Annotated in this window: 15 protein-coding genes; 9 read left to right on the forward strand and 6 right to left on the reverse strand. The window is 65.3% G+C overall.

Features of this window, described 5'->3' with window-relative positions:
* Positions 1-53: 53 nt before the first annotated feature.
* The 8 genes from DFR52_RS16090 to DFR52_RS16125 are packed head-to-tail and all read left to right on the forward strand — an operon-like array spanning position 54 to position 8,415.
* Entirely contained in the window at positions 54-1,088 is a 1,035-nt protein-coding gene (locus DFR52_RS16090) for an ABC transporter substrate-binding protein (RefSeq protein WP_110033026.1), read from the forward strand.
* A gap of 5 nt (positions 1,089-1,093) precedes the next feature.
* Complete coding sequence (locus DFR52_RS16095) at positions 1,094-1,918, forward strand: ABC transporter ATP-binding protein (protein ID WP_110033027.1); 825 nt, start codon at positions 1,094-1,096, stop codon at positions 1,916-1,918.
* Positions 1,909-2,742 carry an ABC transporter permease gene (locus DFR52_RS16100; protein WP_110033028.1) on the forward strand — a complete coding sequence of 278 codons (834 nt, stop codon included), beginning with the start codon at positions 1,909-1,911 and terminating at the stop codon, positions 2,740-2,742. Before DFR52_RS16095 ends, DFR52_RS16100 begins: the two co-directional genes overlap by 10 nt.
* 25 nt (positions 2,743-2,767) lie before the next feature.
* A complete protein-coding gene (locus tag DFR52_RS16105) occupies positions 2,768-4,126 on the forward strand; it encodes an FAD-dependent oxidoreductase (protein ID WP_110033029.1) in 1,359 nt (452 codons plus the stop codon).
* On the forward strand, positions 4,126-5,283 hold the full coding sequence (locus DFR52_RS16110; RefSeq protein WP_110033030.1) for a CaiB/BaiF CoA transferase family protein: 1,158 nt from the start codon (positions 4,126-4,128) through the stop codon (positions 5,281-5,283). Before DFR52_RS16105 ends, DFR52_RS16110 begins: the two co-directional genes overlap by 1 nt.
* The gene (locus DFR52_RS16115; protein ID WP_110033031.1) at positions 5,280-6,056 is read left to right on the forward strand and encodes an enoyl-CoA hydratase-related protein; all 777 of its coding nucleotides are present in this window, start codon (positions 5,280-5,282) and stop codon (positions 6,054-6,056) included. Before DFR52_RS16110 ends, DFR52_RS16115 begins: the two co-directional genes overlap by 4 nt.
* A 35-nt stretch (positions 6,057-6,091) precedes the next feature.
* Positions 6,092-7,015 (forward strand): LysR family transcriptional regulator, encoded by a 924-nt coding sequence (locus DFR52_RS16120; RefSeq protein ID WP_110033032.1) that lies wholly within the window; start codon positions 6,092-6,094, stop codon positions 7,013-7,015.
* Positions 7,012-8,415 carry an amidohydrolase family protein gene (locus DFR52_RS16125; RefSeq protein ID WP_245415373.1) on the forward strand — a complete coding sequence of 468 codons (1,404 nt, stop codon included), beginning with the start codon at positions 7,012-7,014 and terminating at the stop codon, positions 8,413-8,415. Before DFR52_RS16120 ends, DFR52_RS16125 begins: the two co-directional genes overlap by 4 nt.
* On the opposite strand, the gene DFR52_RS16130 is transcribed toward DFR52_RS16125, so the two are convergent.
* Together DFR52_RS16130 and DFR52_RS16135 are read right to left on the reverse strand one after the other, a co-directional pair.
* Positions 8,391-8,741 (reverse strand): 4Fe-4S dicluster domain-containing protein, encoded by a 351-nt coding sequence (locus DFR52_RS16130; RefSeq protein WP_110033418.1) that lies wholly within the window; start codon positions 8,739-8,741, stop codon positions 8,391-8,393. The two genes, DFR52_RS16125 and DFR52_RS16130, sit on opposite strands and share 25 nt — an antisense overlap.
* A gap of 114 nt (positions 8,742-8,855) precedes the next feature.
* Entirely contained in the window at positions 8,856-9,716 is an 861-nt protein-coding gene (locus DFR52_RS16135) for a LysR family transcriptional regulator (RefSeq protein ID WP_110033033.1), read from the reverse strand.
* 130 nt (positions 9,717-9,846) lie between these two features.
* Here DFR52_RS16135 and DFR52_RS16140 point away from each other — a divergent pair, with 130 nt between their 5' ends.
* Positions 9,847-10,260 (forward strand): VOC family protein, encoded by a 414-nt coding sequence (locus DFR52_RS16140; protein WP_110033034.1) that lies wholly within the window; start codon positions 9,847-9,849, stop codon positions 10,258-10,260.
* A 47-nt stretch (positions 10,261-10,307) separates the two neighbouring features.
* Here the strand turns inward: DFR52_RS16140 and DFR52_RS16145 are convergent, their stop codons facing one another.
* The 4 genes from DFR52_RS16145 to DFR52_RS16160 form a co-directional block, all read right to left on the reverse strand.
* Positions 10,308-11,351: a zinc-dependent alcohol dehydrogenase family protein gene (locus DFR52_RS16145; RefSeq protein ID WP_110033035.1), complete on the reverse strand. Its 1,044-nt coding sequence runs from the start codon at positions 11,349-11,351 to the stop codon at positions 10,308-10,310.
* 54 nt (positions 11,352-11,405) lie between these two features.
* Positions 11,406-13,403, reverse strand: a complete 1,998-nt coding sequence (locus DFR52_RS16150) for a CocE/NonD family hydrolase (RefSeq protein WP_110033036.1) — start codon at positions 13,401-13,403, stop codon at positions 11,406-11,408.
* An 86-nt stretch (positions 13,404-13,489) separates the two neighbouring features.
* A complete protein-coding gene (locus DFR52_RS16155; RefSeq protein ID WP_110033037.1) occupies positions 13,490-13,936 on the reverse strand; it encodes a PIN domain-containing protein in 447 nt (148 codons plus the stop codon).
* Positions 13,936-14,181: a type II toxin-antitoxin system Phd/YefM family antitoxin gene (locus DFR52_RS16160; protein WP_110033038.1), complete on the reverse strand. Its 246-nt coding sequence runs from the start codon at positions 14,179-14,181 to the stop codon at positions 13,936-13,938. Before DFR52_RS16160 ends, DFR52_RS16155 begins: the two co-directional genes overlap by 1 nt.
* Between the last annotated feature and the right edge of the window lie 36 nt (positions 14,182-14,217).

Raw genomic sequence — 14,217 nt, forward strand, 5'->3', positions numbered from 1 at the left:
TGGCCGCGAGGCAAGAAACAAATCGCGGCCAAAGAGCCAGACAAGGGAACCACATGTCTCATTTCACCATGAACCGCCGCCGCTTCATCTCGAATGCCGCGGCAATCGGCGGGCTCGCGGCCGCGTCCAGTTTCATCGGCATCCGCGCCGGCCTCGCCAGCGACGTCGCCACCGTCAAGATGCAGCTCGGATGGCTCGCCTCCAACGGCCTGCTTGGAGAGGTCGCCGCGCAGAAGATGGGGTATTTCAAGGACGAGGGCATCGAGCTTGAGATCGTCCCCGGCGGTCCGAATGTGGATGGTGTCGCCGGCGTCGCCGCCGGTCAGTCGACCCTCGGCCAGATCTCGTCCAGCCCCTCCGTGATGCTGGCCCGCTCGGCTGGCATCCCGGTCAAGGCCTTCCTGTCGGGCTACCGCAAGCACCCCTTCACCTATTTCTCGCTCAAGCAGAACGCCATCAGCACGCCGCAGGACATGATCGGCAAGACGATTGCCACCCAGCCGACCGCCTACATCCTGCTGCGCGCACTGCTGGCCAAGAACGGCATCGCCGAGGATCAGGTCAAGATCGTCAACATGGGCTCGGACATGAACCAGTTGCTCACCGGCCAGGCGGACGCGGTCACCGGCTGGGTCACCAACGCCAATGCGCTCAAGGTGCTGGGCGAGGACCGCGTCGACATGATGCTGTGGGACGCCGGCCTGCAGCTCTACGCCAATGTCTACTACACGACAGACGAGCAGCTTGAGAAGCACCAGGACGTGCTGGTGCGCTTCACCAATGCAGCCGCGCGGGGTTGGGGCTATGTCCGCGACAATCCGGAAGCTGCGGTGGATTACCTGGTCGAGGCCTATCCCAATCTCGACAAGGCGAGCGAACTCGAAGCCGTCGGCTCGGTTGTCGACTTTTCCTTCGGCGACAGCACCAAGGCTGACGGCTGGGGTTCGATGACCAGGGAGAACTGGGAGGCCCAGATCAAGGCCTATGCCGATCTCGGCCAGTTCAAGGGCGCTGTTCCCACGGTCGATGATGTCGCCAGTTTCGCGATTCTGGATGCGACCACCGAAATCCGCAAACAGGTGGGCTGATCCTCATGCTGGGAGCACCGAAGTTGAAACCCGAAATTGACGCGCCCGCCGCGCCCTCGGTTGCAGCCACGGCTGTTTCCATCCGCAATGTCGACGTCCGTTTCGGAGACGGCGTCAACGAGGTCACGGCACTGTCCGGTATCTCTGTCGACATACCGGAAGGTGCCTTTGTCACCATGCTGGGACCTTCGGGCTGCGGAAAGTCGACGCTGCTGCGTTGCGTCGCAGATCTGATCGATGTCAGCGAGGGGTCGGTGACTGTGTTCGGCCGGACTCCCAGCCAGGCGCGGCAGAACCGGGATTTCGCCTTCGTGTTCCAGGATGCGACGCTGCTTCCCTGGCGGACGGTTCTCGAAAATGTCAGCCTCCCGCTCGAGGTCGGCAAGCACGCCAGGACCGGCGACTATGCCGACCCGCGGGCGCTGCTGCAGATGGTCGGGCTGGCAGGGCGTGAGAACGCGCTGCCGCACGAGCTCTCCGGCGGCATGCGCCAGCGCGTGGCGATTGCCCGCGCTTTGGTGACGCGGCCGCGCATCCTGCTGATGGACGAGCCCTTCGGGGCTCTCGACGAGATCACCCGTGACCGGCTCAACGAAGAGCTGCTGCGGGTCTGGCAGGAAACCGGCACGACGATCCTGTTCGTGACCCATTCCATTCCCGAGGCTGCCTTTCTCGGTCAGCACGTGCTGATGCTGCAGGCCCATCCCGGCCGGATGAAGGAGTTCATGAAGGTCGACCTGCCCTTCCCGCGCTCGCTGGCCGTGCGTGACACCGTGGAGTTCATCCGCGTAACCGCGCATCTGCGCAAGCTTCTGGAGGAATGCCTGTGAGCAATGCAGCCACATCCCTGCCCGCGACCCCGGACCGGCGCCTCGGCTCCGTGCTCGACGCAACCGCCGGAGTGCTCCTCAAGCACATGCCGGCGATCAGCGCCGGCCTCGGGCTGATCGTTCTCTGGCAACTGATCGTCTGGTTCTTCGAGATTCCGACCTTCATGGCGCCCAGCCCGGTCGATGTCTTCTTCGCCTTCCAGGAAAACGCCGGCATCCTCTGGGCCAATCTGCTGCCGACACTGCTCGAGGCATTCCTGGGCTTCGTGTTCGGAAACCTGGTGGCGATACTGCTTGCCATCTGGTTCGTGCACAGCCGGACGGCCGAGCGCGCCTTCTATCCGATCGCCGTCTTCATCAAGGCGATCCCGATCATCGCGATCGCGCCCATTCTCGTGCTGATCTTCGGCAACGGACTGGCACCGAAGATCATCATCGCCGGCCTGATCTGTTTCTTTCCGACGCTGGTCAACATGGTCCAGGGTCTGAAGTCGGCGAGTCCCGCCATGCTCGACCTGATGCGTGTCCTGTCGGCCAGCAATACGGAAATCCTGTGGAAGGTCCGCCTGCCGAGTTCGATGCCGTTCCTGTTCGCGGCGCTGAAGATCGCCGCGACCAGCAGCGTCATGGGCGCCATCGTCGCCGAGTGGATCGGCTCCTCGTTCGGTCTGGGCGCGCTGATCATCGAGGCCACCTACAATTTCCGCTCGCCCCTGCTTTACGCAACCGTCGTCATCGCCGCCGTCATGGCCGTCATCCTCTTCTTCCTCGTCTCCATCGTCGAAGCCAGGGTGATCCGCTGGAAGCCGGCCGCAAACCACTGAGCCACGCGCTCCAGGAGTTAACCAGATGCAACAGACAATTGTTCAGGCGGCGCGCAACGTCGCCGTGGTCGACCGTTCCGACGTCATCGTCGTGGGTGGCGGACCCGCCGGGATCTCGGCCGCCGTTTCCGCCGCCCGCAACGGGGCAAAGGTCACCCTGCTCGAGCGCTACCCCTATGTCGGCGGCCTTGCCGCCGGCGGCATGGTGCTGGTGCTCGACGACATGATCAACGATCTCGAAATCACCGTGCGCGGCCTGTGCATGGAGATGATCGAGCGAATGAAGAAGTGGGACCTCTGCGTCACCCCGACCGGCCGCGACCGCGAGCTCGACATCCGCGAGACGCCTGAAGCCTGGCGCCGCTGGGCGAGATGGGGCCTGTTCGACTTTCACACCCAGTCGATGCCGCATCCCATCTGCTTTTCGGCCGCCTTCGACCCCGACGGCTTCAAGCGCGCTTCCTATGACATGCTGACCGAGGCAAGCGTCAAGCTCAGGACCCACAGCTGGTTTTCCTCAGCCATCATGGAGGGCCGCACGATCAAGGGCGTGATCTCGCAGACCAAGTCCGGTCTCGAGGCGGTGCTGGGCGACGTCGTCATCGACACCACCGGCGACCTGGATGTCGCTGCCAATGCCGGCGCGTCGCACACCGAATCCAACTTCATCCTCACCACCGTGTCGCGGTGGGGCGGCGTGGACACCGACGCCGCCGAACGCTTCGAAGCCGAGGAGCCGGAGCGGTTCAAGAAGCTGGACCACGAGGCCAAGCGTCTCATCGGCGGCTGCTGGTCGTTCTGGTGGCTGAAGACGCCGCTGCCAGGCATCGTCTGGCTCAACTGCCCGCACATGCCCAACCTGTCCGGCCTGAAGACCGAAGACCTGACGCGGGCCGAAATCGAAGGCCGCGGCCGCATCGCCCGGCTGCTGGATTTCGCCCGCGAGAACATGCCCGGCTTCGAGAAGGCCTATGTCGTCGACTTTGCCCCGCAGACCGGCGTGCGCCAGACCCGGCTCCTCGATGGCGAATATGTGGTGACCAAGGACGACGTCACCAACCGGGTGCATTTCGCCGACACGGTCTGCCGCGGCCGCGACTACTACACGCCCTACCGCGCCATGCTGCCGCGCGAGGTCGACCAGTTGATCGTTGCCGGCCGGCATTATTCGGCGACGCCGCAGGCGCAGAAGTCGAGCCGCGAGATTCCGCCCTGCATGGCCATGGGCGAAGCCGCGGGCATCGCCGCCACCGTCGCGCTCAATGCCGGAACAACCGTCAGGCAGGCGGATGTGGCCCGGATTCAAAAACAGATGCGGGCGCAGGGCGCCGACCCGGGCGACATGCCGTCGGGCAACGCGACATTCCTGGAGGCCGCCGAATAATGACCCCACTTCCCCTCGACGGCATCCGGGTGATCGATTTCACCCAGGTCATGCTCGGCCCGTGCTGCACCCAGACCCTCGCCGATTACGGGGCGGAGGTCATCAAGATCGAAAAGGCGAAGATCGGCGATCTGTCGCGCTGGTCGCTGGGATCGGATCCGGACGGACTCAACAATCCGGTCTTCTGCTCGCTCAATCGCAACAAGAAGAGCCTGGCGCTTGATCTCAAGCTTCCCGAAGCCCGCGATGCCGTCCTCGCGCTGATTGCCGATGCGGATGTCGTCGTCAACAACTTCCGGCCCGGCGTGATGGAGCGCATGGGATTCGGCTATGAGGATCTGAAGAAGATCAACAAGGGCCTGGTCTATGCCGTCGGTACCGGTTTCGGTCTGGAAGGCCCTTACCGTCACAAGGGCGGCCAGGACATTCTGGCCCAGGCGCTCTCGGGCGTGATGCGGCGCAAGTCGGACTCCAGCCATCCGACCTCGATCTATGCCACGCCGCTCGCGGACTATTCGGCCGGCATGCATCTGGTCCAGGGGATCCTGCTCGCGCTGCTGCAGCGCGGCAAGACCGGCGAAGGCCAGCAGGTGGCGGTCAACCTCTACAGCTCCATGATCGCCATGCAGATGCAGGAGGGCACGACCCACATGATGCGCGGCAAGGACCTCAACTGGGGCGCCTTCCCGCTGACCGGCGTGTTCGACACCACCGACGGCACGATCGTCATGGTCGGCGCCTTCAAGGCCAACCCGCTTCAGGACATCTGCAACGCCCTCGGGATCGAGGATCTCTCGGCGCAGGACCGCTACAAGGATTTCGACGCCCAGATGTCCAGGCGGCCGGAACTCCAGCGTATCTTCCGCGATGCCTTCGCAACCAACACTTCCGCCCATTGGCTCAGGCGGCTCGAGGAGGTCGATATCCTCTGCGCGCCGGTGCGCGATCTCGCCACCGCGCTCGCGGACGAACAGACCGTCATCAACCGGATGATCCTGGAGGCGGGTGAAACCGCTGCGGGTCCCGTGCGTCTCGTCGGTTCGCCGATCGACATGTCGGCCGCAACCGTGTCCGTGCGCATCCCGCCGCCATCGCTCGGACAACACAATGACGAGATCCTGGCGTCGCTGGAAGCCCGGCGCGGAGACGCGGCATGACGGTCGCCTTCGCCGTCGAGGACCGGGTCGCGCGGGTCACGCTCGACCGCCCGGACCGCATGAACGCCGTGGACGCCGCCACCGAGGCCGAACTCGAGTTGATCTGGCGCGAGATCGAGAGCCGCGACGACATCAGCTGCGTTGTCCTCTCCGGCGCCGGGCAGAAGGCCTTCTGCACCGGCGCCGACATGAAGGGGGGCGCCGGCAAGAGCGGTCTCGAATACTGGTCGGAAAGCCGCGAGAACGGCTTCGGCGGCCTTGCCTTCCGCCGCAGCCTCGACGTGCCGGTGATCGCGCGCGTCAACGGCTATGCGCTGGGCGGCGGCTTCGAGATGGTGCTTGGCTGCGACATCGTCATTGCCGCGGAGACCGCGAAGTTCGGCCTGCCCGAAGCCCGCGTGGGCCGCCTGCCGCTCGATGGCGGCATGGTGCTGCTGCAGCGCAAGATCCCCCACAATCTCGCCATGGGCATGATGCTCAGCGGCCGGCATTTCACGGCTGCCGAGATGCAGACCTACGGCATCGTCAATGAAACCGTGCCGCTCGAACAGCTCGACGCCGCCGTCGACCGCTGGGTTGCCGACCTCGTCGCCTGCGCTCCGCTGTCGCTGAAGGCCATCAAGCAGACGGTCAACCGCACGGCCCATCTTTCTCCGGCCGAGGCGCAGGCCCTGCGGACGCCGGCGCTGGTCCGGGCCCTCGCCAGCGAGGATTCGGTCGAGGGCGTCGCCGCCTTCCGGGAGAAGCGCGCGCCGATTTGGCGGGGCCGCTGAACATGCTATGCATCAGCGGTCACCGGAGGCCGTAGATGCACGCCAGCATACTGAAGTATTTCGTCGAGGTGGCCCGCGCCGGATCCATCCGCAAGGCATCCGAAGAGCTGCACGTGGCGACCTCCGCGGTCAGCCGCCAGATCCGGAAACTGGAGGATGAGCTTGGAACTCCGCTGTTCGAGCGCTTCTCCGACGGTCTTCGCCTGACTTCGGCGGGAAAAGTGGTGCTGCGCCACGCCAAGGAGACCATCCATCACTACGAGATCATGAAATCGGATCTCGGCGACCTGAAGGGCAAGAAGACCGGCCGGGTCCATATCGCCTGCCTCGACAGCCTCACCGTGCAGTTCCTGCCCGAATTCGTCTCCGCCTTCCACAGGAAGAACCCCGCGGTGGATTTCCGCATCCGGGCCGACAATTTCAACAACATCTTTCGTTTCGTCGCCGATGGCGACTGCGATATCGGCGTCACCTTCGACCTGGCGCGCCCGCACGACATCAAGCTGGTGCACGGCGTGCGCATGCCGTTGATGGTGATCGTCGCGCCGCATCATCCCCTCGCCCGGCAGAAGAGCGTGACGCTGCAGGAATGCGCCCAGTTCAAGATGCTGCTGCAGCTCGACAACGAGGTGATGAGTTCGATGATCGCCTTCGAACTGGCCTCGCTCGACCGCGTCGGGCGCACGCTGGTCGCCACCAACAACCAGATGATGCTCAAGCCGCTGATCGTGGCGGGCGAAGGGGTCGCTTTCTTCACGCCGCTGGGTCTGCTGGAAGAGCTCAAGTCGGGTGAGGTCGTGGCCTTGCCGATCGCGGGATCGCGGCTGCAGGATCTGGAAGTCGGTGTCGTGGCCCCCCGCCATCGCCAGCTTTCCCGCGCCACCGAGGCCGTGGTGGAGGGCATGAGCATCGAGCTGGAGAAATACAGCAAGCGCATCGAAGAGGTGATCAGCCGGTGACCAGCGACACGGAGATCCGGTTTCTGGGCCGGCCCGGACATGGAAAGGCCGAACGCGGCGCCCTGGCGCGCGCGGCGCTCGCCGCTCGCGGGCTGCCGGCGGAGCTGCGTCCGGGAGCCCTGGTGCTGCCGAGCCCGGTCAACGCCCATGATCACGGCTACGGCATCAGGCTCCTGGATTTCGGCAGCGTCGACGACGCGCTGGAGGTTTGGATCCCGACCATGCGGCTCAGACCACGCACCGATGCCTATCTCGAAGCCCTGGTGGCCTTCGGGCGGCTGGCGCTCACCGGTGTCGGCGCGACGATGCATTGCCACAACTCGCTCAACGCGGGCCGACTGGTCGATGAGGCTCTGGAGGTGATCCGCGCCGCCCGCGAAGTCGGCATCCGCCTGGCCCTCTCCTGTCCCCTGCTGGACCATGATCCATGGGCCTATGGCGGCGGTCCGGAACGTCTGCGCCCCTTCATGGCGGCGGACGACTGGAATGCCCTTTCGCAGAGCGCGCCGCGCTATGCCCCGATTGCCGATCAGATCGCCGCCGTCGAGGCGATCGCCCATGCCAACGACAACCCGCTGGCCGATGTTCAGTATGGTCCCATCGGCCCGCAATGGTGCTCGGATGCATTGCTCGAAGCCATTGCCGAGGCCTCGTCGCACCACGACCGCCGCATCCACATGCACCTGCTGGAGAGTCCGAGGCAGCGGGCCTGGCTCGATCGCCGCTTTCCGCAAGGCGTGGTGCGCCACCTCGACGCGATCGGCTTCCTGTCCCCAAGGCTCGCCGTCGCCCATGGCGTGCAGCTCAGGCCGGACGAATATGAGCTGCTCGCTGAACGCGGCGTGCGGCTGGTGTCCAATGCCTCCGCCAATCTCCGTCTGCGCTCGGGCATCGCGCCGCTCGCCGCGGCGGCAGGGCGCGGGCTTCGCTTCGCTGTGGGTCTCGACGGCAGCGCGCTTGACGATGACCAGGATCTCTGGCGGGAGATGCGGCTGCTCTATCTGATGCATGGGGGCCGCGGTCTGGAGCGCGATTTCACCGCGGCCGACCTCTTCGACGCTGCAATCGCCACCGGGGCCGGCGTCATCGGCGCACCTGCCGGTGAGGACTTCACCGTCATCGACTATGCCGCGCTCATCGCCGACAGCCTGTTCGATGACCTCGACGAGGCGGAGGTGCTGCTGGCGCGCATGTCCGCCGCCCACGCCTCCGGCCTGCATGTGAACGGACGCGAGATCATGCGCGACGGCAGGCTCACGCAGGTGGATTTCCCGGCGGCAAGGGCCGAGCTGCTGGCGCAGGCCAGAGCCGACCTGCCGAGGCTCGAAATCGAACGACGCAATGTCAGGCTGCTGTCGGCGGCGACACGGCGCTATTACGAGAGCTGGCCTGCCGCGTGAGCCGGCACGGGCACGGCCGCCACCAGCGGATGGTCGATGTCGCGTGATCGGCTGAGGTCCCAGCTGCCCGGCGAGCCCAGACCGGTAACCGCCGGCCCGAAATACTCCCGGTTGACGGGAATGAACAGGGCCTGGGCTTCCGTGGCGTTTTCGTCATAGACGATCGCGTCCACCGGGCAGATCGACAGGCACAGTCCGCAATTGATGCATTCGTCGGGATGAATGTAGTACATGCGCCCGCCCTCGTAGATGCAATCGACCGGACAGGCCGCCGTGCAGGCGCCGTCCTTGATGTCGATGCAAGGGGTGGTGATGATATAGGCCATGGATCGCCCGCCGTTGAAATTCGCCGCCAGCATCCCAGACGCAGGCGTTGCTGAGAAGCGCTGATTTTCGTTGTCGGCGTTCGACTTTCGGCAACGGCAAGCAACATACGCCAGTCAGGCGCGCAGCACCATCTCCAGCAGGAAGTCCAGCGCCCTGGGACGGCTGGAAACGCTGTGGCGCAGGAAGACCAGATCGCGGGCATAGTCCGCCGCGTCGGGGACGGGCACCAGGTGGAAACCGTCTGCCACCAGCCCCTGCCAGTGCGGCACGAGCGCGTTGCCGAGGCCGTTTCGGACCATCAGCGCAATGGTTTCCAGCGCATCGAGGTCGAACCGCACCTCGGGAAACAGGCCGGCCCTTGTCATGTAGTCCGCCGCCAGCCGCCCGCCCCAGGAGGACGGGTCGTAGCGGATGAAGGATTGGCGCGCGATCCGCTCCCCCACGCCCTCGCCCGAAAGCGGCTCGCGTGTCATCAGCATCAGTGGCTCGCGGCGAAACAGACTGGCCTTCAACCCTTTCGGCAGCGCGAAGGGAGGTGCCACCAGGATCGCCGCGTCCAGCGCGCCGCATGCCAGTTGCTCGTAGAGATGCAGCGACGACCCCGGCACGAGTTGCAATCCGAGCTTCGGCGCCCGGCGGGCGGTCTCATCGAGCAATTGCGGCACCGCGCCCGTCAGCACCGTGGAGATGGCGCCGAGCCGGATCTCGCCGGCGATGTCGCCGCCCGCGACATCATCCTGGAGGAAGGCTGCCTCGCGGATCAGGTGCCGCGCCCGCGGCAGGAGCGCGAGGCAGGCCTCCGTCGGACGGGCCGAATGGGCCCCCCGCGCCAGCAGCGTGCAGCGGAGATTGCGCTCGAGCGCCTGGATGCGCTGGCTGACAGCCGCCGCTGTCAGGCCCTCGCGCCGCGCAGCCGCGGCGATCGAGCCCGCATCGACCACGGCCACGAGGCTCTCCAGGAATCGGATATCCACAAGATTTCCTTATGCTCAGAAGTAAAAAAGACCTGTTTTTCTTTAGGGTATATCGCGCTACCAGAAGGTCAACCTGCCTCGCCAGCGAATTCGCTCCGAACGCAGCCCTGCAATCACTGAGGACGTCACGATGAAATCGCTTTTCCACCTCGCCTACCACGTCACCGATCTGGACGAGGCCCGCCGGTTCTATGGCGACGTGCTCGGCTGTGCCGAGGGCCGCAGCACCGACACGTGGGTGGATTTCGATTTCTTCGGCCACCAGATCTCGCTGCATCTGGGTCAGCCGTTTGCGGTCACCCGCACCGGCAAGGTCGGCGATCACATGGTGATGATGCCGCATCTCGGAGTGGTCCTGCCCCTCGACGCCTGGCTGGAGCTGTCCGGGCGGCTCGAGGACCGCGGCATCGCCTTCGATATCCCGCCCGTCATCCGGTTTGCCGGCGAACCCGGCGAGCAGCGCACGATGTTTTTCTTCGATCCCAGCGGCAACCCGATCGAAGTCAAGGGATTCAAGGATTTCGACAGCGTCTTCGCCCACTGAGACCGCTGGCCCGACCGCGCGGCGCCTCTGCGCGCCGCCGGGCCGGGTCAGACGAAACGGTCGATGATGCGGATACCGGTGTCCTGGGCCGTATCCATCGCCATCAGCGCCGGAACTGCGTCTGACAGGCTCAGCGATTGGCCGATAAGCCTCTGCGGAGAGAGTCGTCCCGACAGGATCATGTCGAGCATGGCATCGTAGCGCCACGCCTGCATGCCATGGCTGCCGTAGATTTCGAGTTCATGCGCGATCACCTTGCCCATCGGGATGACCGGATTGCCATGCTCGCCCAGCATCAGCCCCACCTGCACGTGGCGGCCGCGGCGGCGCAGATTGGCGATCGAGTTGAAACACGTGTCGCGATGGCCGAGCGCGTCGATCGACAGATGCGCGCCGCCGTCGGTGAGGTCACGGACCGCCGCCACCACGTCGGCGACCTCGCGGCTGTTGATGGTCAGCGCCGCGCCCATGCGGCGGGCCTCCTCGAGCTTGGCGTGGGAAATGTCGATCGCCACCACATTGGCGCCGAGCGCGGCACCGATCATGATCGCCGACAGGCCGACGCCGCCGCAGCCGTGCACCGCCATCCACTCGCCGCCCCTCACCCGGCCCTGGTCGACCACGGCGCGGAACGAGGTGGCGAAGCGGCAGCCAAGGCTGGCCGCGGTGGCATGGTCGATCGAGTCCGGCAGACGCACGATGTTCTGGTCGGCATAGTCGATGGCGACATATTCCGCGAACGAGCCCCAGTGGGTGAAGCCAGGCTGGAATTGCGCCTCGCAGACCTGCTGGTTGCCGGAATGGCACTCGCCGCAACGGCCGCAGCCGGAGACGAAGGGCACGGTCACCCGGTCGCCGACGCGATGGTTGCGGACGTCGCGGCCGACGGCGGCGATGGTGCCTGCGAATTCGTGGCCCGGCACATGTGGCAGATGAATGTCGTCGTCATGGCCCTTCCAGCCGTGCCAGTCACTGCGGCAGAGTCCGGTGGCCTTGACCTCGATCACCACGGCCGAGTGTCCCGGCGACGGATCGGGAACGTCGCGCACCTCGGGGGGCTCCCCGAAACGTTCGTAGTACATGGCCTTCATGGCGATCTCTCCTGTGTCGACGCGGCGACCGCATCCATCGACGCCCGCGGCGCCCTACATGAAGTCCCGTGCGACGGTCCTGTCAAACAGCTTGCGGAAGACTTCTTGCTCGCCCTCGAACGCCACCACGGACGCCGCGATCACCCAGTGGGTGGCGGTGCAGGCAATCGTGGCGGTGCTGACCGTGCGCACCGACCAGCCCTCGCGCGCCATGTCGCAGGTCCAGATCGATGTTCCCGTCATCGAGGTCGGATCATCGAGCGAGATCGACCAGACCTCGTCGCGGACCTGCCGGGTGGACAGGCCCGTGCCGGGGCGCTCGGACAGGCCGGTGTCCTCGTAGATGGCGTAGCTGGTGGCGTTGCGCGACAGATCGCGCAGCACCTGGCGCTGCGTCTCGCCGGGCGAATGCTGGACATAGACCGGCAGCGGGTTCGGATTGTCCGGTTGTTTCATCTCGATGGCGTCGTGCGCGCCGAGTTTCGGCAGGCCAAGCCGCACGGTTGCGGTGTCGATGGTGACACCGGGATCGCCCGGCGCCGGCAGCACCATCGGCCAGTAGGCGGTCGACAGCGACAGCCGGATGCGATGGCCGGGCCGGAAGCGATAGCCGCAGGCATCGAGCAGCACCGTCACCTCGACCTTGCCGTCCGGCATCGGCTTCGGGTCGCCGTTGCCGTCGCGATGCGCCAGGTTGAGCACCCCGAAGCTCACCCGCGTCGCGGTGCCGTCGGGATGCACGTCGACGATCCGGGCACAGAGATTGGCCCAGTCATCGGTGCAGGACAGTTGCAGCGACAATGTCGGCTGACCGAGAAATTCGTGCGCGTCATCAAGCGGCGCGGTCTCGAAGCACAGCGATCCGGCGTCGTCGCCGCGCTGGTCGATGGCCATTTCCACGTCGGGCTTGAGCGTGAACCACTCGCCGGACGCGGTTCCGGTGTCGAGCGGCGAGCGGAGATGGATGTCGCACTCCGCTCCGGACGTCGCTGCGGGACCTTCGGCCAGACGGCCATGGACATCGATGCCGAACTCCAGCATCTCCGGCGAAGTCCACCTGTCCTTGGCGATCCAGCGGCCGGGGTCGAACTCACGCCTTGGCGCCGGCCGCATCCCGTCGAGGATATAGGCGCGAACCTGCGGCAGGGCCTCGACGCCGTTCGGCTCGTCGCGCAGCCAGCGGTTCCACCAGCCGATCGCCTCGCCGAGAAAATCGGCGCGCGGCTTGGGAAAGGCGAAATGCGGATATTTGTGCACCCAGGGCCCGATCAGCGCCCTGGCCTTGTCGCCCAGCCCCTCGACGGCCTTCAGCGGCGTGCTGCGATAGCCGTCGGCCCAACCGGCGATCACCAGCGCCGGGATCTTGAAGCCACCAAAATCCTCGCAGATCGAGCCGTGCTTCCAGAAGCCGTCGCGTCGCTGGTGCTCGAGCCATTCTTCCATGAAGAAGGGCTCGCCCTCGAGCCGCTCGAGCCACATCTCGCGCCAGCGCTCGCCGACCAGCGCCGGGTCCGGGGAGCGCGACTGGTAGGCGAGCATGGTCGCCGCCCACGACAGCTGCGCCGAGAGATGGCAACCGTTCTTGTAGTGGATGTCGTCATTGTAGCGGTCGACGGTGGAGGCGATCGAGATCACCGCCTTCAGCGCAGGCGGGTTCAGCGCCGCCACCTGCAGGCAGTTGAAGCCGCCCCAAGAGATGCCCATCATGCCGACCGAGCCGTTCGACCAGGGCTGCGCCGCGATCCAGGCGATCAGTTCGCAGGCGTTCGCCAGCTCCAGCTCGGTGTATTCGCCGTCGATGATCCCATCGGATTCGCCCGAGCCGCGGATGTCGACCCGCACGCCGGCGATCCCGGCTGCCGCGAAGGCGGGATAGGTGGAATCATCGCGCGGGCTGGTGCCGTCGCGCTTGCGGTAGGGCAGGAATTCGAACACCGCCGGCACCGGATCGGCCTCGGCATTGTCCGGCATCCAGATCCGCGCCGCCAGCCGCGTGCCATCGGCAAGCCGGATCCACTGGTTTTCGATGAGGGTGAAGGGGCGGGGGCTCATGATGGTTCCGATATGTGGTTATTGGATGCGATCGAAGATGAAGATAGCGGGGATAAGCTGTCGGAGTACGACTTTTCAGAGTGACGTCATCTTTCGGGCAGCGAGAGATACGGATTGAAGCACGGGGCATCCAGTATCTCGAAATGCCGGACATTGCGTGTGACCACTGTAAAGCCATGGGCGATCGCCGTTGCGGCGATGGCGGCGTCTTCATATCCTGGATCCCAACCGCGGCCATAAGCACGGTCCAGCAAGCGACCGGTCAGCCCCGCAGCTTCCACCTCCAGCGACAGCATGCGGTCGGCATAGAGATGGGTGATGCCGGCCAGCCATTGCGTCAACGCTTGCGCCTTGCGTGAAGCACCTTGGCGCGTTGCCTTGGCGATCCCTAATTCCAGTTCGGAAAGGGAAACGACCGACAGAAAGAGTTGCGACGACTCTGCCTCAATCCAATCCTGGGCGGCGCGCTCGTTCAGTGTCTGAACAGGCTTCGGCGACAAGACCGAAAGAATGTTCGTGTCGAGCAAATACATTAAACCAGGTCGTCCTTGAGTATCCGAGCCGGCTTTCTTTCCGGGATATCGCCTTCTTCGAGAGGCGAATGGGTCAACAGCCAGCCGAAACTTGGGACTTCGGAAAGCCTTTGATAATCGTCGTACGAGATCAGCACAGCTTCCTTTCGGCCATGCCGCGTGATGATTGACCCGTTCCCGTTGAGGGCGTCATCGACCACCGAGGAAAGCTTTGCCTTCGCGTCCTTGAGCTGAATTTCCTTCATCACTTCACCCCATGACTACAGTAGTCATAATATGGT

The organism is Hoeflea marina (genome assembly GCF_003182275.1).
Taxonomy (GTDB): domain Bacteria; phylum Pseudomonadota; class Alphaproteobacteria; order Rhizobiales; family Rhizobiaceae; genus Hoeflea; species Hoeflea marina.